Genomic DNA, 19815 nt, shown 5'->3' with positions numbered 1-19815 from the left:
AACGCGCCACTTGCCCGAAGAGGTTCCCCATGGCGCAGGCCCCAGCCACCCCGAAATACAAGCGCGCCGCGATGCTGGTTGCGGCGGCCCTGTCGCCCGCGCTTGCCCGAAGGCTGTCCCCCGCACCATCCGAAGCGGCAGCCCTGGATCTGCGCGACGCCGCGAGCCCGCACCGCAGCCCGGCCGGCCAGGTGATCTTTCTGGTGCCTCTGGTCGGCCCTGCGCAGGTCGGCGACTGGGGGGCGGTGGTCCAGCGCCTGAACAGCACCATCGAAAGCTTCCGCAGGCAAACGGCGCCGTGGCAAGCCGTTATCTGTTGCCAGCAGCGCCCCCCCCTGCCCGACGATCCAAGACTGCGCTGGCTGCCCTTTGACGACCCGACGCCGGGCAATGACAAATGGCGCAAACTGGCGGCACTTTGCGAAGATCTGGAAACGATGGAGACCGGCCCCGCCTATGTCATGAGCTTCGATGCGGACGATCTGCTACGCGATGGCAGCGTGGCGCAAATGCTGCAAAGCGATGCTGCGGGATGGCTGGTCGGCACCGGCTATGTCATGGATCATGCGACCGGCGACGTGGCGCTGGCCGGCCCGCGTACCGCACGGATGCCGCTGCGCAAACCGTTCTGGAAACTCTGTGGCTCGTGCGTGGCACTCTACCATGACCCCACACTGCCGCAAAGCACCGCCTTTCTGAAGGCGATGACCGCGCATGAGCACAGGATGTTTCCGTATCTGGCGCGGCTGGCCGGCTTGCCGCTTGCGCGGATGCGCTGCCCGTCGGTCCTGTATGTGCTGAACCACGGCGAGAATTTCGGGGCGCGGCGGGGACGGGTCGGATTCAAGTCCCGCTTCGTGCAACGATACCCCATAGACCCAGCCCACTGGGCGCGTGTCAGGACGCAGTTTCCCATCCCCTGACACCCACGCCCGAAAATTCTTCGTCGAAGAATTTTCTTTGCCCCGCGCGCATCCCGCAACCGGCGCTTCGGGATCAGAAAAGTCTTCGACGAAGACTTTTCACCCCCGGCTCAGCCGGCGTGCGACAACTTTTCCTTCACCACGGGGCCGACCGCGCTGAAATCCATCTGCCCCTGATAGCGGCCCTTGAGCACGCCCATCACCCGGCCCATATCGCGGATCGAACTGGCGCCCACCTCGGTCATCGCGGCGTCTACCGCGGCGGTGATCTCATCGTCGGACAGGGCGCGCGGCAGGAATTCCTCGATCACCACGATCTCGGCCATCTCCGCCTCGGCAAGGTCAAGCCGCCCGCCTTCTTCGTAAGTGCTTGCGCTTTCGCGGCGTTGCTTCACCATCTTCGCAAGGATCGCGAGAAGTTCGGTGTCGGAAACGCCCGCGTCGTTGCCTTCGCCCCGCGCGGCGATGTCGCGATCCTTGATCGTCGCGTTGATCAGCCGCAGGGTCGACAGCCGTGCCGCGGCCCGGTCCTTCATCGCCTGCTTCGTCGCAGCCGAGATGCGCGCGCGCAAATCCATTGAGTATCCCGTCATTCTGTGTCCCGAAACGTCAACTTATGCAAAACGACGACATTTCGCAACTCTGCCTCTCATCCACCTAAGCATATGAAAACTAATGTGTTTCCATTTTCGAGCGGACCTTGACCCGGACCGGCGCAAGCCTTACCTAAGGCACAATTTGCCGCCCCGCTGCCACGAGGAGTCGCCCCATGTCCGCCAAATCCACGCCCACTGCCTGCCTAGCCCTTGCCGATGGCACGCTGTTTTACGGTCAGGGCTTCGGCGCTGAAGGTCAGGCGCAGGCCGAACTGTGTTTCAACACCGCCATGTCCGGCTATCAGGAAATCATGACCGACCCGTCCTACGCGGGCCAGATCGTGACGTTTACCTTTCCGCATATCGGCAATGTCGGCGTAAACCCGGACGATGACGAAACGGGCGAGCCGGTGGCAGCCGGCATGGTGGTCAAGTGGATGCCGACGCAATCGTCGAACTGGCGCGCGGTGCAGGAACTGTCGGACTGGCTTGCCTCGCGCGGGCGCATCGCCATCGGCGGCATCGACACCCGCCGCCTGACCCGTGCCATTCGCCAGTCGGGGGCACCGCATGTGGCGCTGGCCCATGATCCTGGCGGTCGTTTCGACGTGGAAAAGCTGGTGGCGGCGGCACGGGCCTTTCCGGGCCTTACGGGCCTTGACCTGGCCAAGGATGTCACCTGCGCCCAAAGCTATCGCTGGGATGAAATGCGGTGGGCCTGGCCTGACGGGTACGTCCGGCGATCCGAGCCCGGCAAGAAGGTCGTCGCCATTGATTACGGCGCCAAGCGCAACATCCTGCGGTGCCTTGCCTCGGCTGGGTGCGATGTGACCGTGCTGCCTGCGTCGGCCACCGCTGACGAGGTGCTGGCGCATCAGCCCGACGGGATCTTTCTGTCGAACGGACCGGGCGACCCGGCCGCCACCGGCGGCTACGCGGTGCCCACGCTTCAGCGCATCCTGAGCGAAAGCCGTGTGCCGCTGTTCGGCATCTGCCTTGGTCATCAGATGCTGGCGCTGGCGCTTGGCGGGCGTACGGTCAAGATGAACCACGGCCACCACGGCGCCAACCACCCCGTCAAGGAGATCGAGACCGGCAAGGTCGAGATCACCTCGATGAACCACGGCTTCGCGGTCGACGGGCAGTCGCTGCCGACCGGCGTGACAGAGACTCATGTGTCGCTGTTTGACGGATCGAACTGCGGGATTCGCATGGTCGACCGGCCGGTTTTCTCGGTGCAGCACCACCCCGAGGCATCGCCGGGACCGCAGGACAGCTTCTATCTGTTCGAACGATTCGTGAACATCATGTAAGAAGGATGAATATTCCCTTTCAGCCGATGCGAATTAACGCTTCGTTTACTGGATTTATCGAACCTGATCCCGTTCCAGGGGGGTCAGGAGATAAAAATGAGCAGCCCGAGCGCAGTTTTCCGGACCTCACGACTCGAGCAAACCGCAAGCCCGCGGGGGCGTCCGATCGGGGCCATCCTGCTGGCCAACGGCAACCTTGGCGCCGGCGACGCGGTGTTCGCGCTTGCCGAGGCCCTGCGCAGCGGCGCCGCCCTCCCGCGCGTATTGCTGGCCGAAGACCTTGCCAGCCCCGGCCAGGTACTTGACGCACAGGCGCTGCACTACGGCGCGATGACGCTCTCTTCGGCACAAACCCCGCCCGATGACAACCTGGTGGATGCGATCACGCCCGAAGCCTGCCTGAAACTGTCGGCCCTGCCGTGGATGTGGATCGGCGAGACGCTGGTGGTCGCCACCTCGCGCCCCGAAACCTTTGACAAAGTGATCGACCAGCTGCCCGGTCAGGCCGAACACGTCGCCATGGCCCTGGCGCTGGAATCCGACATTCAGGGCGTCATTGCGCGCCGACACGGCGATGCCATGGCCCGCCGGGCGGAAACCCAGGTGCCCGCCGATGAAAGCTGCCGGGACATGGACAGCATGTCCCCCGCGCAGGCCCTGCTGGGGGCGGGGTTCGGCCTTGGCTGCCTGTGGATGCTGTACGCGCACCCGTCGCTGTTCTTTGGCAGCGCGACGGTTCTGGCCCTTGTCACCCTTCTGTTTGCACAGGGCCTGAAGCTGGCCGCCCTGCTCGCCGGGTGGAGGCGGCCGCGCGCCCCCAGGGGCGCACTTTTATCGCGGCACATGCGCTTCCCCCTGTTTCCGTTCTGGTTCCGCTCTTTCGCGAGGAACGCATCGCCAGCAGCCTGATCGAACGGCTCGGGCGTCTGGATTATCCGCGCGCGCAGCTTGATGTGATCCTGATCCTCGAAGCACAGGACACCATGACCCGCGCCGCGTTGGCGCAGGTTGACCTGCCGCCCTGGATGCGCGTGATCGAGGTGCCCGACGGCACCGTCACCACCAAGCCGCGCGCCATGAACTATGCGCTGCGCTTTGCCCGTGGCGACATCATCGGCATCTATGACGCCGAGGACAGCCCCGCCCCGGACCAGCTGAAACGGGTGGCCGAGCATTTCAGCCGCGTCCCCGCGAAAATCGCCTGCCTTCAGGGTATCCTGGATTTCTACAACCCAAAGGCCAACTGGCTGTCGCGCTGCTTTGCCATCGAATACGCCTCGTGGTTCAGGGTCGTGCTGCCCGGCCTCGCCCGACTGGGGTTTGCTATCCCGCTGGGGGGCACCACGGTGTTCCTGCGCCGCGAGGCCCTGGAAGAGGTTGGCGGGTGGGATGCGCATAACGTCACCGAAGACGCGGATCTGGGCGTGCGGCTGGCCCGGCACGGATATGTCACCGAACTGATTCCGGTGGTCACCCGCGAAGAGGCCAACAACCGCGCCTGGCCCTGGGTCCGTCAGCGGTCGCGCTGGCTCAAGGGCTACATGATCACCTGGCGCGTCCACACGCGCGCGCCCCGGCGGCTGCTTCGGGATCTGGGGGCGTGGCGGTTTTTCGGCGTGCAGGCGATCTTTCTGTCGGCCTTTACGCAGTTCCTGCTGGCGCCGGTCCTATGGTCCTACTGGCTGGTGCTGGCCGGCTGGCGCCCGCCGTTGCTGGAGGGCGCGCATCCCGGCCTGATGGGCACCATGATCGTGCTGTTTCTGGCGACCGAGGCGATTTCGGTGCTTGTCGGGGTCACGGCGGTGTCACGCAGCCCGCATCGCGGGTTGATGCCGTGGGTTCCGACTCTGTTCCTGTATTTCCCGCTGGGCACGCTGGCGGTCTACAAGGCCGCCTATGAGCTCGTCACCCGCCCGTTTTACTGGGACAAGACGATGCACGGCCATTCTGCACCCGACGATGACAGCGCCGACATGCCCGAAGACCCGATCGACGTCTAATCGACGTTGTGGCTGTCAAGCTTCAGCCGCGTGACGAGCGCCACCGAGATATGGTCCCGCAGCGCCTTGTAGGCCGCATCCTCGTCGCGCCGCGAAATGGCATCGACGATGGCCTTGTGCTCGGCCAGCGCGATCTCGCCCCGCCCGCGGGCGGCCAGCGACGTGGTCGCCATCAGCGCCATCGACCTGTGCACAAGGTCAAGCTGCTGCACCAGAAAGCGGTTGTGCGAGGCCAGATGGATCATCCGGTGAAACCGCCGGTTGGCCCGCGCCAACGCCGCGGGATCGTTCAGCAGCGCGCGGTCGTCGGCCACCATCTCGCCCAGCACCTGCACCTCTTCGTCAGAGGCATGGCGGGCGGCCAGCCGCGCCGCAAGCCCTTCCAGTTCGGTGCGCACCACATAGAGTTCGGCCATCTGGTTATGATCCAGCGACGCCACGATCAGCGAACGCCCGTCGCGCGCCAGCAGGCTTTGCGTTTCCAGCCGCTGCAACGCTTCGCGGATCGGCGTGCGCGATACCCCGAAGCGGTCGGCCAACTCGCTTTCCACCAGCCGATCGCCGGGCCGATAGATGCCGGAATCGATCGCGTCCAAGATCAGCGTATAGGCATCCTTGTTCGGCGAACGGTGCTGGTTCATCACTCTCTCCTGATCAGATGGACGACGATACCGCTATCGACGCCCAGGGATCAATGCGCCCGTTCGCGGCGCCTGCGCCCATTGCCGCGCCGCGCGGGTGCGGATAGGATCAGGGCCATGATGAAACGACCCTTTTCCAGCGTGCGCCACTGGGTTTTCGACCTGGACAACACGCTCTATTCGCCCGGCGTGCGGCTTTTTGACCAGATCGAACGGCGGATGACCGACTTCGTCATGCGCGTGACCGGCAGCGACCACCCCGAGGCGGATCGTCTGCGCAAGACCTGGTGGCATCTGCACGGCACCACGCTGGCCGGGCTGATGGCCGAACACAGCATTGACCCCGAACAATACCTGATCGACGTGCACGACATCAGCTTTGACGCCCTGACCCCCGATCCGCACCTGGCCGACCTGATCGCCGCGCTGCCGGGGCGCCGAATCGTCTATACCAACGGCAGCGCCCCCTATGCGGCGCAGGTCCTGCGGGCGCGCGGGCTGGAGGCGGCGTTCGATGCGATCTACGGCGTCGAACACGCGGGCTACCGGCCCAAACCCGACCCGGCGGCGTTCGAGACGGTGTTCGCGCTTGACGGCACCGACCCGCGCAGCGCGGCGATGTTCGAAGACGACCCGCGCAACCTGGCGGCGCCCTTTGCGATGGGGATGCGCACCGTCCATGTGGCGCCCGAACGCGGCGCCGGGGATCACATCCAGCACCACGCCCCCGACCTTGGCGCGTTCTTGCGCGGCATCGACCACGGGTGACCGCGCCTGCGTCATTCCGCCCGATGATATCCACGGCGTGACCCTTTATGCACGCCCCCAGCGCCCCCGCGCCCGATCCGACCCGACAGGAGTTTGCCGCATGCATACGACACAGGCCGCCACCACCGATCCTGCGACCCGCCCCGCACGGGGCCTGAGCATGGAAACCTGGCTGTACGTCGCTGTCGCGGTGCTGCTGGCGGGGGTGATCGCCGCCACCGTGACCTTCGGCGCCGTCGGACTGGCGATGTGCGCGCTGGCGCTAGTGCCAGTATGTTACACGATGATCCTGCTGATTACGCTGGGGTCCTGAGCGGCACGCCCTAGATAACACCCGAAAGGAGATCGGCCATGGATCACGACATTCTTGTCTCAGGCGGCGGACTCGCGGGGCTGACGGCGGCGGCGGCGTTCGGAGCGGCCGGGTTTTCGGTGCTTTGCGTCGATCCGGCCCCGCCGGTCACCACCCGTGCCGCCCCCGGCGCCGATCTGCGCTCCACCGCCTTCCTGCAACCCGCGCAGGCGTTCCTGAAGAGCTGCGGGCTGTGGGACAGGCTGGCGGATCACGCCATGCCGCTTCAGACCATGCGCATCGTCGATGCAGGCGGCGCCGTGCCCGAGCCGCGCGTCATCAAGGATTTCGACGCCTCGGACATCTCTGACAAGCCGTTCGGCTGGAATCTGCCCAATTGGCTGTTGCGGCGCGAAATGGCTGCCGCCCTGCACGACATGCCCGGCGTCGATTTCCGCCCCGGCACTGCCACGACCACGCTGTTCACCCGGCAGGCCCATGCCCGCGTCGGCCTGTCCGATGGTACCACGGCGCAGGTGCGCCTGGTGATCGCCGCCGACGGGCGCGCGTCGCCCATGCGCCAGGCTGCGGGGATCGGCGTCAGCACCACGCGGTTCGGACAAAAGGCGCTGGCTTTTGCGGTGACGCATCCCCTGCCCCACGGCAACGTCTCGACCGAGATTCACCGCACCGGCGGCCCCTTTACGCTTGTGCCGCTGCCCGATCACGAAGGCCGGCCTTCCTCGGCCGTGGTCTGGATGGAACAGGGCCCCAGAGCCGAGGCGCTGTTCGCGCTTGCCACACCCGACCTGGAGGACGCAATGTCGCAACGCTCCTGCCATTTGCTGGGGCGGCTGACGCTGGCCTCGCAGCGCACGCTCTGGCCGATCATCGCACAGCACGCCGACCGGCTTAGCGCCGAGCGGATGGCGCTGGTCGCCGAGGCCGCACATGTGGTGCCCCCCATCGGGGCGCAGGGGCTGAACATGTCGCTGAACGACGTCGCCACGCTGCTGGATCTGGCACAGGCCAGGCCGGACAGTCTGGGCGATGCGCGCATGCTGGACAGCTATCACCGGGCGCGCATCGCGGATGTGCGCGCGCGGGTGGCGGGGATCACCCTGCTGAACCGCGCCTCGATGCTGTCGGCACCGCCGTTGCGCGACGCGCGGGCAAGGGCGCTGAATGCGCTCTACAGCGTCACACCGCTGCGCAAGACGCTGATGCAGCTGGGGCTGGGCGCGCGGGGCTAGAACGAGCCCAGCAGCGCCCGCGCCGCGGCGCGGGCTTCGGGCGTCACGGTGTCGCCCGACAGCATGCGCGCGATCTCATCCTCGCGCGCGTCATCGGCAAGCGGCGTGACGGTCGACAGGGTCATGTCGCTTTCCACCCGTTTGGACACCCGCCAGTGATGCGCCCCAAGGGCGGCCACCTGCGGCGAATGGGTCACGACCAGCACTTGCCCGTCGTCTGCCAGCGCCTTGAGCCTGCGGCCCACGGCATTGGCGGTGGCGCCCCCGACGCCCCGGTCGATCTCATCGAAAATCATCGTGACGCCGCGGTTGCGTTCCTGCGACAGCGACACCTTGAGCGCCAGCAGGAAGCGCGACAGCTCGCCCCCCGATGCAATCTTGTTCAACGGCCCAGACGGCGCGCCGGGGTTGGTGGCGACGGTAAAAGCCACCGCGTCCCGCCCCTCGGGGCCGGGCTCGCCGGGCGTCACTTCGGTGCGAAACACCGCGCGCTCCATCCTGAGCGGCGCCAGTTCGGCGGCGACGGCGGCGTCCAGCCGCCCGGCGGCGTCGCGGCGCGTTCCGCTCAGCGCATCGCCGGCAGCGTCATAGGCGGTTTCGGCATCGGCGACGGCGCGTTTCAGATCGGCAATATCCTCGGCCCCCCTGTCCAGCGCCGCCAGGCGATCCGACAGCGTTGCCGTCAGTTCGGCCAGATCGTCCGGGGCAACGGCATGCTTGCGCGCCAGCCCGCGCAGGGCGAACAGCCGCTCTTCGGTGTCTTCCAGTTCGGCCGGGTTGAATTCCAGCGCATCGAGGCAATCGGCCACCTCGCGCCCGGCCTCGTCCAGTTCGGCCATGGCGCGGGTCAGCGCCGCCATCGCCCCGTCAAGCCGCCCTTCGGCCTTTTCCGACGCACCTTCCAGCCAGCGCAGCGCGTTGGACATCGCACCCTCGGCGCCGTCATAGCCGATGGCGTCCGACGCACGCGCGATGTCCTCGCGGATGCGTTCGGCAGCCTGCATCATGCGGCGGCGTTCGTCCAGCGTCTGGTCTTCGCCCGGTTCCGGGGCAAGTTTTTCCAGTTCGGCCACCGCGTGGCGCAGGAAATCCTCTTCGGCGCGCACCGCATCCAGCGCGTCTTCGGCGGCTGTCAGCGCCTTGCGGGCCTCGCGCCGCTGCGCCCAGGCGGCGCGGGTGGCGGCGATCAGCGGATCGGTCGCGGCGTAATCGTCCAGGATGGCGCGGTGCCCCGACGGGTTCAGAAGACCCCGATCATCGTGCTGGCCGTGCAGTTCAATCAGCGTTTCGGACAGACGGCGCAGCACCTCGCCGCTGGCGCGTCGGTCGTTCACCCAGCCGGTCTTGCGCCCGTCGGCGGTGTTGACCCGACGAAGGATCAATTCGGACGACACCGGCAGCCCGGCGTCTTCCAGCACCGCGCGCGCGGCGTGGGTCGCGGACAGTTCGAACACCGCCGTCACCTCGCCCTGGGCCGCCCCGCTGCGCACCAGTTCGGCGCGCCCGCGCCAGCCCAGCACAAACCCCAGACTGTCCAGCAGGATCGACTTGCCCGCCCCGGTTTCCCCGGTCAGCACGTTCAACCCCGGCTGAAACGCAAGATCCAGCCGGTCGATGATCAGCATGTCCCTGATTTCAAGCGCGCGCAGCATGGTGCCCCTGCCCTGCGGAATGCGCGTCCAGAGCCATTCTCAGAGCCACTGGCCCTTGACCATCTGACGATACACCGTCGACAGCCAGTTGTCGCCGCGCGGCTCCATCGCCAGCCCGCGCCCGGTCAGCAGCTTGTAGCTGTCTTCGTACCACTGCGAGCCCTGGAAGTTGTATCCCAGGATCGCACCGGCGGTCTGTGCCTCATCGGTCAGACCCAGCGACAGGTAGGATTCGACCAGACGGTGCAGCGCCTCGGGGGTGTGCGTCGTGGTCTGAAAATCCTCGACCACCGACCGGAAACGGTTGATCGCCGCACCAAAGGTCTTGCGCTTGAGATAATAGCGCCCGATTTCCATCTCCTTGCCCGCAAGGTGATCGAAAGCCAGGTCGAATTTGAGAATCGACGAGCGTGCATATTCACTGTCGGGATAGCGTTCGATCACCTGCCGCAGCGCTTGCAGCGCCTGGAAGGTGAGGCCCTGATCGCGGCCCACTTCCTCGATCTGGTCGTAATAACTGAGCGCCAGCAGATATTGCGCATAGGCGGCGTCGTCATCGGTCGGGTAAAAGTCGATAAAGCGTTGCGCCGAGGCGCGGCTGTTCTCGTAGTCTTTTTCCAGATGATAGGCGTAGGCCTGCATGATCAGCGCGCGCTTGGACCATTCCGAATAGGGGTACAGCCGCTCGACCTCACCGAAGTAATAGGCCGCCTGCTCGCCATCCTTCCTGTCGATCTCGTACTCGCCCCGTTCGAAGATCTGCTCTGCAGTGAATGTTTCCAGAGGCACGTTCCCGCGAGCGTATCCGGGACGCTCCTGCGCGGTGCAAGCCCCGAGAAGAAGCGCGGTAACCGCCGCCCCGATCACAATCGTCCGCGATCTTGTGCCGCCTGCCATGCCCGACAATCCTCATTTCCCGTACCAACGGGCCGTTTGGGCGGCCCTTGGGCCAAGTCACTAGCACAGAAAATTCCGGTGCAAAACGCCTTTACGCTCTTTTGCGGCAGGACGTTGCCATGCAGTGACCAGGCCCAGCCACGCCGTCAGGCCACGGCCGGAATCTCGTCGATTTCAACACCGGCACCGGGCAGCGTCGCGGCGCAGACCGCATCGCATTCCACGACACGCCAGGCATCGGGTGCGGCAAACAGCGCGGCCAGCAGCATGTTGGTCATGGCGTGACCGGCCTTGTGCCCCTCATAGTGGCCGAGGATCGGCATGCCCGCCGTGTAAAGATCGCCAAGCGCATCCAGCATCTTGTGGCGCACCGCTTCGTCGGCATGGCGCAGCCCGCCGGGCGACAGAACCTTGTCGCCATCCACGACCACGGCGTTTTCATAGGTGCCCCCCAGCGCCAGACCGTTGGCCTGCATCGCATCCACATCCGCCTGACGGCAAAAGGTGCGGCTGTCACACAGTTCGCGCACAAAGCTGCCATTGGCAAGGTTCAGGCTCTTGTCCTGCTCGCCGATGGCCGCATCGTCGAAGGCGATGTGAAAATCCATGGTCAGGCCCTGACCGGGCCGGGCGGGCGACAGACGGGCCCAGCCGCGCGCGGTCTGCACATGCACGGGGGCCAGGATTTCGATGGCGCGCACCGGCGCGCGCAGGGTGCGGGTGCCGCGCGCCAGGATCGCACGCACAAACGGCGCGGACGAACCGTCAAGGATGGGGACCTCGGGGCCGTCGATTTCGACCAGCGCGTTGTGGATACCGCAGCCTGCCAGCGCGGCCATGACGTGTTCGATGGTGGAAATCGTCGCGCCGGCGCGATTGCGGATTCGGGTGCACAGCGGCGACACCTCGACCGCGTCCCAGCGCGCCGGCACAAGCGCGTCGCCCAGCAGGATGTCGGTCCGCTTGAACCAGATGCCGTGTTCGGCGCTGGCCGGGCGGATGGTCAGGCGGGCGGCACGGCCCGAGTGAAGGCCCACGCCCTGAAAGCTGACTGCGGATCTGATTGTGGTCTGCACGGTCGAAACCTCGGATATTTCGGTGATCCGCCCCCCACAGGCGGTTCCTTGATGATGGAGATATCCACGCCGGCGCGTCATCTCAAATCAAGTATTGCAACCGAATGAAACATCGCGCGGCTTGAATGCGCGAAACCCTGCGCACCTTGTTTTCGCATCCGGCAACCCTATGGCGCTTAACGAAAAACGCCCCCTCACCGAGGGGGCGTTTGCATCGCGATCGACGCGAAATGTCAGTTCGCCTGGCGTCTCAGAAAGGCCGGGATCTCGATCCGGTCCTGATCCGCGGCCTCTTCGGTGTCGGCCACGGGTGCCGGCTGATGCGGCTGCATCGACGGCTGGGCGCGGCGCGGCGCCTGCGCTTCGCCGTGCCCGGTCATCCGGTTGATCAGCGAATTGATCCCGAAACGCGGCCTGTCGGCATCCGCCACACGGGTCGGCGCGGCGGCAGGCTGCTGCTGAGGCTGCGGACGCACAGGTGCGGCCATACCCGCCTGGCGGTTGCGGGCCGCTGCCTGCTGAAGACGCGCCATGGCATCGGGCGACGGCGTGCCCGGCGCGGGCGCCTTGGGCGCGACGAACGCTTCCGGTTCGGCTTCGAACACATCCGACTGGGGTTGGAACTGGGCGACCTGCGGGCGATAGACGGGCGTAGGAAGTTCGTCCTCGTCAATGGCGGCTTCGGGCTGGTAGGCAGGTTCGTAGCTGCCTTCGTCCGCCTCTTCCTCGAACCGCTGCTGGCCCATGTTCTCGAACAGCGAAGGTTCTTCTTCCTCATACTCGGGCTCGGGGGCACGGGCCGCGACGGGGCGCGGCGCGGGGGCCGCGGCGGGCTTGGGCGCGTCTTCTTCGATCATTCCGCCCTTGAGCGGCTCGGCCATCCGGCGACGCGGCACCGGAATTTCCAGATGCGCGCTCGACGCGTCGATGCCGGTCGCCACGACCGACACGCGCATCACGCCTGCCATGCTGTCATCCAGCGTCGAGCCGACAATGATGTTGGCATCGGCGTCAACTTCCTCGCGGATGCGGTTGGCGGCTTCGTCAAGCTCGAACAGCGTCAGATCGTGCCCGCCGGTGATGTTGATAAGCACACCCTTGGCGCCCTTGAGGCTGATTTCGTCCAGCAGCGGGTTCGCGATGGCCTTTTCGGCGGCCTGGATGGCGCGATCTTCGCCCTCCGCCTCGCCGGTGCCCATCATGGCCTTGCCCATCTCGTCCATCACGGCCCGCACATCGGCAAAGTCGAGGTTGATGAGTCCCGGACGCACCATCAGGTCCGTGACGCCCTTGACGCCCTGATACAGCACGTCATCCGCAAGGCTGAACGCCTCTGTAAAGGTGGTCTTTTCGTTGGCCAGCCGGAACAGGTTCTGGTTCGGGATGATGATCAGCGTGTCGACGACCTTTTGCAGGGCTTCGACGCCCTCTTCGGCCTGGCGCATCCGCTTGATGCCTTCGAACTGGAACGGCTTGGTCACGACGCCGACAGTCAGCACGCCCAGCTCGCGCGCGGCCTGCGCGATGATCGGGGCGGCGCCGGTGCCGGTGCCGCCGCCCATGCCGGCAGTGATGAAGCACATGTGCGCGCCCGCCAGGTGATCGACGATCTGCTCGATGCTTTCCTCGGCGGCGGCGGCACCGACCGAGGCGCGCGCCCCGGCGCCCAGACCTTCGGTCACCTTGACGCCAAGCTGAACCTTGTTGGCCGACATCGACTGCTGCAACGCCTGTGCGTCGGTGTTGGCCGTAACGAAATCGACGCCTTCAAGGTTCTTTTCGATCATGTTGTTGACGGCATTGCCGCCGGCACCGCCAACGCCAAAGACCGTGATCCGGGGCTTCAGCTCTTCGTCCTGGCCTGGCATCGAGAGGTTGAGAGTCATGTCAGTGTCCGCCTGTCATTTATGACTTGTTTGCACGCCTGTCCTTGCGCCTTTGCCGACAATTCTTACCCAAACCCAAGCCTCGGGTCACGCAAAAAACGCAGAATCACCACGAAATATAGGGGTTCTGGTCAAGCGGCGCGCGGGATTTCGCCGACATCCCCATATTTGGGGATCAGCGCAGATGACACACCTAGAGACGCAACGGCGCCCCCTTGCAAAATGGGGCGATGCGCGGTGTCGTCCGGTCGTTCTGGGGGACTGCCCGTCCCTCGTGCGCCGCCTTATCCACAGCGGTCTGTGTATGTTTTATCATGCCGCGGCGGGGCTGTCACGCGGCGGCCCGCCGGATCTGCAAAAATTACCGTGATCGTGCCGCCCTGGGCCAACCGGCGGGCGGCGGCTCTACCAGTTGTCCCGAAACCACTTTACCGCGCGCGCGATCGAGCGCGCCGGATAGCGGTCGACGGGAATTTCGAAATCCCACCATTCGTCCTGCGGATGCGCCGCGAACAGACACATGCCGACCGCGCTGGCAAAGCCCGGCCCCGTGGCGGCCTGTGGCAGCCCATGCACGCGCATCGGGCGCCCGAGCCGCACCTGATGCCCCAGAATGCGACTGGCCAGCCCGTCCAGCCCCGGCACCTGGCTGGCCGCCCCCGTCAGCACGATCTGATGCGATGGCATGTGGTCGAACCCGGCCGCATCCAGACAGGCGCGCGCCTCTTCCAGAATCTCTTCGACGCGCGGCTTCATGATGCCGATCAGTTCGGCCCGGCTGACCTGACGGCGGTCGTGATGCCAGTCGCCGGTGTCGCCGGAAATCTCGATCATCTCGCGGTCGTCCATGCCGGTGGCGAACAGCCCGCCGTAAAATGTCTTGATCCGCTCGGCCATCGCCATCGGGATCTGCAGCCCCATGGAAATGTCGCCCGTCACATGGTTGCCGCCCATCGCGACCGTGTCCGCATAGATCATGTGTTTCTTCATGAAGATCGACACGCCCGTCGTGCCGCCCCCCATGTCGATGCAGGCCGCGCCCAGTTCCTGTTCATCCTCGACCAAGGCCGAGATTCCGGACGCATAGGCCGACGATGCCAGCCCGGCCAGTTCAAGGTCGCATCGCTTGACGCAATGCACGATGTTCTGGATCGCCTGCGCGTTCACGGTCACCATGTGCATGTCGGTCGACAGGCTGTGACCGATCTGGCCACGCGGATCCGACAGCCCCGAGCGGTGATCCAGCGCGAAATTCACCGGCTGCGCGTGCAGCACCTCACGCCCCGAGCCGAAATCGGGCACGTCGCAGGATGACAGCACCCGCGCCACGTCCTGTTCGGTGACGGTGGTGTTTTCAATGTCCACCTTGCCGGTCAGCCCGTAGCTGCGCGGCTCCGCCCCCGAAAAGCCGACGATCACATGATCGACGCGGATATTCGCCATTTTCTGCGCCGCCTGCACGGCGGTACGGATGGCGCGCTCCGTCTCGCCCATGGCGGCGATCTCGCCAAAGCTGACGCCGCGCGACCGGGTCGTCGCCGCGCCGATCACCCGAAAGCCGGATTGCCCGGCAAGCGAGCCGACACCATCGTCGCCCATCGTCTCGTTGCCGTCAAAGCGCAGCACCAGGCAGGCAATCTTGGAACTGCCGACGTCCAGAATGGCGACCACGCCCCGGTGCATCGCTGCCTTGCGCATGTGGCGCATGGCGCGCTGGGATTCATAGAGCTCGATCATTGTTGTTTTTCTCCGGTCTCCATGGCCTTGATCCGCCAGTATTGTTCTTGCCCGGCCCCGGTCAGCCGCAGCGTCGGGCGCCGCGGCAGCCTGAGGTCGACAGCAGCGATGTCGCGGCCCAGCATGTCGACCGCCTGGTCCATCGCGATGGCGCGTTCCAGCGCCTGCACGGCGTTATCCTCGGGCAGCATGATGCGCTGTCCGCGATCCAGCACCACATCCCAGCGCCGCGCGCCCATGCGTTCCAGCCCGCGCAACCGTTCGGCCAGCGGGGCGGCGGCCCGCACCAGCGCGACCGCTTCGGCCACATGCGCATCGGCGCCGATCCCGGCGATGACCGGCAAATCAGGGCGCTGGCCGCGCGCGGCAACCGGGCCGACATGCACGCCGGTCTTGTCCAGCAATTCCAGCCCGCGCGCGTTGCGCCACAGGGCGACAGGCACCCGTTCGGTCACATCCACCTGCAACACCCCGCCCGACCGGATGCGGATCCGAGCGGCCTTGACCGCGTCCAGCGCGGTGACCGTCGCGCGCATCAGGTCCAGATCAAGATCGAACGACGACATCGGGAAATCCAGCGACACGATCTCGCGGATGTCGTCCGCGACGCTGGCGCTGGCCCCGTCGATGGCCATCAGATTGACGCGAAATTCGGGGCGGTTCTGAATCTGGGTGCGCAGGTTTGTGTATCCGTCGACCACGGCAGTGCGGTGGTCTTCGTAGCTGAAATACCAGCTTGCCGCGCCGAAACCGATCAGCGCCGGCACCCCGACCCGCAGCGCAAGGCGGAACAGCGGGGTCAGCATCAGGCGTTCGATGCGATATTTCAGGCGCGACGGCGCGGGATCGGGCCGAATGAAATGCGGCTCGGGGGCATCGGTCATCGGTTGCAAGAAGCGTCCTCCACCATCCAGCGGCACAATTGCCCGAAGCTCACGCCGCAGTGCGCTGCCTGCTCGGGGGCAAGCGAGGTTGGTGTCATGCCGGGCTGGGTGTTGGTTTCCAGCAGAATCAACCCGTCCAGCCCCCGGCTTTCATCCCAGCGAAAATCCGTGCGGCTGAGGCCACGGCACCCCAGCACCTCATGGGCCTGCAAGGCGTGGTCGAGACAGGCATCGAATATGGCTTGCGGGATCTGCGCCGGGATCACATGGCGCGACCCGCCCGCCTTGTACTTGGCGTCGTAATCGTACCAGCCGTCGGTCAGGATGTCGGTCACGGTCAGCGCCCGATCGCCCATGACGGTGGTGGTCAGTTCACGCCCCGGCGCATAGGTTTCCACCATCAGCGTGTCGGGCATTTCGGCGGCCAGCCGCGGCGGCGCGTTCGCCCCCTGCTGCACGAGGTAGACGCCAACGGACGAGCCTTCGTTATAGGGTTTGACCACATAGGGCGGCGCCATCAGGTGGGCCGCCTCGATCTCGGACTTGTCGGCAAGAAGGCTGTCGACGACCGGCAGTCCCGCCGCGCGATAGGCATTCTTCGACCGCTCCTTGTCCATCGCAAGCGCCGAGGCCAGTACACCGGAATGCGTATACGGAAGGCGCAACCATTCCAGCAGACCCTGCACGCAGCCGTCCTCGCCCCAGCGCCCGTGCAGCGCGTTGAACACCACATCCGGCGCAAGCGCCGTCAGCCGCTGCGCAAGATCCGGGCCGGCATCGACCTCGGTCACTTGATAACCTTCGCCCCTCAAAGCAGCGGCGCATTCCTGCCCGGAACTCAGCGACACCTCGCGTTCAGCCGAGGGTCCACCAAGCAACACCGCCACTTTCGGGTTTGCCCTGCTCGACATCCCCAAACCGCCTTGATCCTGGGGGGCGTTGCCCCCTTTTGTTTTTCTGCCGCCCGAAGGTGTGCCCCCGGACTTTGTCAGTCCGGCGCGTCCGGTTCGATCCGGACTCCGCCTGTCGTCATGCCGGGCTATCGCCCGCGCTGCCGGGGTGTGGCCCGGTTCGTGTCTGGTGCCCTGCTCGGGCTGCGCGTCTGGCGCAGACGGGCCGGTTGTCCGGCCTCAGTTTTCGGTCGATCCTTCGGACCCACCCAGCTGCGGATCACCGACCCGCATGATTTCCCACTCTAGCTGTATTCCGCTGTGTTGGAAAACCCTTTTTCGCACTTCTTCGCCCAGACGTTCCAGATCATCCGCGGTCGCCTGTCCGGTATTCACAAGGAAATTCGCGTGCTTGGGGCTCATCTGCGCGCCGCCGACCGTGGCGCCGCGCATTCCGGCGTTTTCGATCACCTTCCAAGCCTTCAGCTCATGCGTGTCATCCGCCCGCCCGGTCGAGCTGAACCCGGCGGGATTGCGAAAGGTCGATCCGGCGGTGCGGTCCCTGGTCGGCTGGGTGGCGTCGCGCTGTTCCAATTGCGCCTGCATGCGCGCCTCCAGCGCGGAGGGATCGCTTGACAGACCCTCGAACACCGCCTCGGTCAGAACCCAGCCTTCGGGCAGCGTGCTGTTTCGATAGCCAAACGCCAGATCCTGCGGGTCGAGCGTGACCAAAGCCCCCTCGCGGGTCACCGCGCGGGCCTCGACAAGATGATCCGCGACATAGCTGCCGTAACACCCCGCGTTCATCCGCAGCGCCCCGCCGATACTGCCCGGGACGGTGCGCAGAAAGGTCAGGTCGATGCCCGCGGCGGCGGCCTTGCGCGCCACATGCGCGTCCAGCGCGGCGGCCCCGGCTGTCACGCGTGTGCCGTCGGTTTCGATCCGGTTGAACCCGCGGCCCAGGCGGATAACGACCGCGCGCAGCCCCCCGTCCCGAACGATGAGGTTCGATCCGACCCCCATGGGAAACACCGGCACGTCCGGCGCCAGCGTCGCAAGAAAACCTTGCAGATCTTCAAGATCGGCAGGCTGATAAAGCGCATCGGCAGGCCCGCCCACGCGCAGCCAGGTCAGATCGCAAAGAGGGCGGTCGGGCGTCAGGCGCCCTCGGGTCGCAGGAAAGGTCATGGTGTTTGCCTTCATGTCACGGGCCTGGCAGGACGTCATCCGCGCAAACGGGCGGTGACACGGCGCAAAAGATAACGCAACGGCCAGCGCAGCACGCTTGCCATCGCGGCGAAGACGATCAAGGCGATCCACGGGCCGTGTTGCCAGCCCACATAGACCACGATGGGACACCCCGTACCGATAAGGAGCCTCGCCCGTCGCCAATGATTGTCGCGCGCCGGCAGCATGCCCATTACGTTGGCGATGATCCCCCAGCCACAGGCCATGAAAAGCGACAGGCTCATGATGCGCTCCGCGCGCCGGCCAAGCGCAAGAATTTTCGTACGAAAATTCTTGCCGCCCCATCCCGGTCGTTCACAAGATTTTTCGTACGAAAAATCTTTGGCTTGCGCTCAGGAGTCAAGGCGCGCCGGCAGGTTGTTGGCCCAGGCCGAGATCGTACCCGCCCCGAGACAGACCACCATATCGCCCGGTCGCCCCTGCTCGCGCACCAGCCGTTCCAGATCGTCCTCGCTGAGGATCGCTCTTGCGTGCCGATGCCCGTGGCGGATCAGACCGGCCACCAGATCGTCGCGGGTCGCGCCGGGGATCGGGTCTTCGCCCGCGGCATAGACTTCGGCGATGGCGACCACGTCCGCCTCGTTAAAACAGGCGCAGAAATCATCGAACAGCGTATGCAGGCGCGAATAGCGGTGCGGTTGGTGCACCGCGATCACCCGGCCCTCGGATGCCTGCCGCGCTGCCTTCAGCACGGCGGCAATTTCTACCGGGTGATGGCCGTAGTCGTCGATGATGGTGACGCCGTTTACCTCGCCCACGCGGGTGAACCGCCGGTTGACGCCGCCAAAACTTGCAAGTGCCGCGCGGATGTCTTCGCGTCGCATTCCCAGGTGGCGCGCCACGGCCACCGATGCCAGCGCGTTGGACACATTGTGATCCCCGGGCATTGGCAGGGTACAGCCTTCGATGATCTTGTCTTCGGCCTGAAGCTGGATGTCGAAATGGGCAATGCCCTTTTCGTAATGCAGGTTGACCGCACGCACGTCGGCCTGCGCGTTGAAGCCGTAAGTGGTGATACGGCGATCGCTGACGCGCCCCACCAGCGCCTGCACCTCGGCGTGGTCGGTGCAGCACACGGCGAGACCGTAAAAGGGAATGTTCGACACGAACTGATAGAATCCATCGCGCAGGTTTTCGATGCTGCCCCAGTGTTCCATATGCTCGGGGTCGATATTGGTCACGATGGCGATGGTCGCGGGAAGTCGGTTGAAGGTGCCGTCGGATTCATCCGCCTCGACCACCATCCACTCGCCCAGACCTACGCGCGCGTTCGATCCGTAGGCATGGATGATGCCGCCGTTGATGACCGTGGGATCGTATTTCCCGGCATCCAGCAGCGTCGCGACCATCGTGGTCGTCGTCGTCTTGCCATGGGTGCCCGCCACGGCGACGTTGGATTTCAGCCGCATCAGTTCGGCCAGCATTTCGGCCCGGCGCACAACGGGCAACCCGCGACGGCGCGCCTCGTCCAGTTCGGGGTTTCCCGGCTTGATGGCCGAGCTGATCACCACCACTTCGGCCTCGGCGAGGTTCTCTGCCGCCTGCCCTTCGTAGATCAGCGCCCCCATGGCTTCCAGCCGCTCGGTGATTTTCGACCGTTTCAGATCCGAGCCCTGCACCACATAGCCATGGTTCAGCAGAACCTCGGCAATGCCCGACATCCCGATGCCGCCGATGCCCACGAAATGGATCGCGCCCACGTCGCCGGGAAGTTTCGTCGCTGCGTTCATCATGCCCCTGTCGCCATGCCTTTCGTGTT

General features: G+C 65.7%; 19 protein-coding genes. 7 read left to right on the top strand and 12 right to left on the bottom strand.

All coding sequences use genetic code 11. The annotated features are described in order from the left end of the window. Positions 1–29 precede the first annotated feature (29 nt). Positions 30–923, top strand: a complete 894-nt coding sequence (locus tag ATI53_RS02120) for a hypothetical protein (protein WP_111549630.1) — start codon at positions 30–32, stop codon at positions 921–923. 110 nt (positions 924–1033) lie between these two features. Here the strand turns inward: ATI53_RS02120 and ATI53_RS02115 are convergent, their stop codons facing one another. After that, positions 1034–1501, bottom strand: a complete 468-nt coding sequence (locus tag ATI53_RS02115; RefSeq protein WP_009506553.1) for a GatB/YqeY domain-containing protein — start codon at positions 1499–1501, stop codon at positions 1034–1036. Between the two features lie 191 nt (positions 1502–1692). Between ATI53_RS02115 and carA the strand changes: the two genes are divergently transcribed. The 3 genes from carA (at position 1693) to ATI53_RS23785 (ending at position 4832) form a co-directional block, all read left to right on the top strand. Continuing rightward, entirely contained in the window at positions 1693–2832 is a 1140-nt protein-coding gene (gene carA / locus ATI53_RS02110) for a glutamine-hydrolyzing carbamoyl-phosphate synthase small subunit (RefSeq protein ID WP_111549629.1), read from the top strand. 96 nt (positions 2833–2928) lie between these two features. Continuing rightward, on the top strand, positions 2929–3741 hold the full coding sequence (locus tag ATI53_RS23790) for a GspE/PulE/PilB domain-containing protein (protein WP_051989535.1): 813 nt from the start codon (positions 2929–2931) through the stop codon (positions 3739–3741). Then, the gene (locus tag ATI53_RS23785; RefSeq protein ID WP_051989536.1) at positions 3630–4832 is read left to right on the top strand and encodes a glycosyltransferase family 2 protein; all 1203 of its coding nucleotides are present in this window, start codon (positions 3630–3632) and stop codon (positions 4830–4832) included. The genes ATI53_RS23790 and ATI53_RS23785 overlap by 112 nt, the downstream gene beginning before the upstream one ends. Here ATI53_RS23785 and ATI53_RS02100 read toward each other — a convergent pair. Beyond that, the gene (locus ATI53_RS02100; RefSeq protein ID WP_009506555.1) at positions 4829–5473 is read right to left on the bottom strand and encodes a GntR family transcriptional regulator; all 645 of its coding nucleotides are present in this window, start codon (positions 5471–5473) and stop codon (positions 4829–4831) included. The two genes, ATI53_RS23785 and ATI53_RS02100, sit on opposite strands and share 4 nt — an antisense overlap. Positions 5474–5590: 117 nt before the next feature. Between ATI53_RS02100 and ATI53_RS02095 the strand changes: the two genes are divergently transcribed. The 3 genes from ATI53_RS02095 (at position 5591) to ATI53_RS02085 (ending at position 7786) form a co-directional block, all read left to right on the top strand. Further along, the gene (locus ATI53_RS02095) at positions 5591–6241 is read left to right on the top strand and encodes a pyrimidine 5'-nucleotidase (RefSeq protein WP_111549628.1); all 651 of its coding nucleotides are present in this window, start codon (positions 5591–5593) and stop codon (positions 6239–6241) included. Between the two features lie 100 nt (positions 6242–6341). Further along, positions 6342–6554, top strand: coding sequence for a hypothetical protein (locus ATI53_RS02090; RefSeq protein ID WP_111549627.1), 213 nt, complete (start codon positions 6342–6344; stop codon positions 6552–6554). Between the two features lie 38 nt (positions 6555–6592). After that, positions 6593–7786, top strand: coding sequence for a UbiH/UbiF family hydroxylase (locus ATI53_RS02085; RefSeq protein WP_111549626.1), 1194 nt, complete (start codon positions 6593–6595; stop codon positions 7784–7786). On the opposite strand, the gene recN is transcribed toward ATI53_RS02085, so the two are convergent. From recN to murC, 10 genes are all read right to left on the bottom strand, one after another. Beyond that, positions 7783–9438 (bottom strand): DNA repair protein RecN, encoded by a 1656-nt coding sequence (gene recN / locus ATI53_RS02080; protein ID WP_111549625.1) that lies wholly within the window; start codon positions 9436–9438, stop codon positions 7783–7785. The genes ATI53_RS02085 and recN overlap by 4 nt on opposite strands. A gap of 39 nt (positions 9439–9477) precedes the next feature. After that, a complete protein-coding gene (locus tag ATI53_RS02075; protein WP_009506560.1) occupies positions 9478–10335 on the bottom strand; it encodes an outer membrane protein assembly factor BamD in 858 nt (285 codons plus the stop codon). Between the two features lie 146 nt (positions 10336–10481). Continuing rightward, the gene (lpxC, locus tag ATI53_RS02070; protein ID WP_111549660.1) at positions 10482–11411 is read right to left on the bottom strand and encodes a UDP-3-O-acyl-N-acetylglucosamine deacetylase; all 930 of its coding nucleotides are present in this window, start codon (positions 11409–11411) and stop codon (positions 10482–10484) included. 233 nt (positions 11412–11644) lie between these two features. Then, positions 11645–13297 (bottom strand): cell division protein FtsZ, encoded by a 1653-nt coding sequence (gene ftsZ / locus ATI53_RS02065; RefSeq protein WP_034453430.1) that lies wholly within the window; start codon positions 13295–13297, stop codon positions 11645–11647. A 405-nt stretch (positions 13298–13702) separates the two neighbouring features. After that, a complete protein-coding gene (ftsA, locus tag ATI53_RS02060; protein ID WP_111549624.1) occupies positions 13703–15034 on the bottom strand; it encodes a cell division protein FtsA in 1332 nt (443 codons plus the stop codon). Next, positions 15031–15918, bottom strand: a complete 888-nt coding sequence (locus ATI53_RS02055; protein ID WP_111549623.1) for a cell division protein FtsQ/DivIB — start codon at positions 15916–15918, stop codon at positions 15031–15033. Before ATI53_RS02055 ends, ftsA begins: the two co-directional genes overlap by 4 nt. Further along, positions 15915–16829, bottom strand: a complete 915-nt coding sequence (locus ATI53_RS02050) for a D-alanine--D-alanine ligase (protein WP_190323907.1) — start codon at positions 16827–16829, stop codon at positions 15915–15917. Before ATI53_RS02050 ends, ATI53_RS02055 begins: the two co-directional genes overlap by 4 nt. Before the next feature lie 219 nt (positions 16830–17048). After that, complete coding sequence (gene murB / locus ATI53_RS02045; RefSeq protein ID WP_034453452.1) at positions 17049–17996, bottom strand: UDP-N-acetylmuramate dehydrogenase; 948 nt, start codon at positions 17994–17996, stop codon at positions 17049–17051. Positions 17997–18031: 35 nt separating this feature from the next. Then, complete coding sequence (locus ATI53_RS02040; protein WP_009506570.1) at positions 18032–18280, bottom strand: DUF2484 family protein; 249 nt, start codon at positions 18278–18280, stop codon at positions 18032–18034. 108 nt (positions 18281–18388) lie between these two features. Beyond that, on the bottom strand, positions 18389–19786 hold the full coding sequence (gene murC, locus ATI53_RS02035) for a UDP-N-acetylmuramate--L-alanine ligase (protein WP_111549659.1): 1398 nt from the start codon (positions 19784–19786) through the stop codon (positions 18389–18391). Positions 19787–19815: the final 29 nt, after the last annotated feature.

It is taken from the genome of Salipiger aestuarii (assembly GCF_003259905.1).
Lineage (GTDB): Bacteria > Pseudomonadota > Alphaproteobacteria > Rhodobacterales > Rhodobacteraceae > Salipiger > Salipiger aestuarii.
The sequence above is the reverse complement of the archived record's forward strand: the minus strand, read 5'-3'. Positions and strand labels throughout refer to the sequence as shown.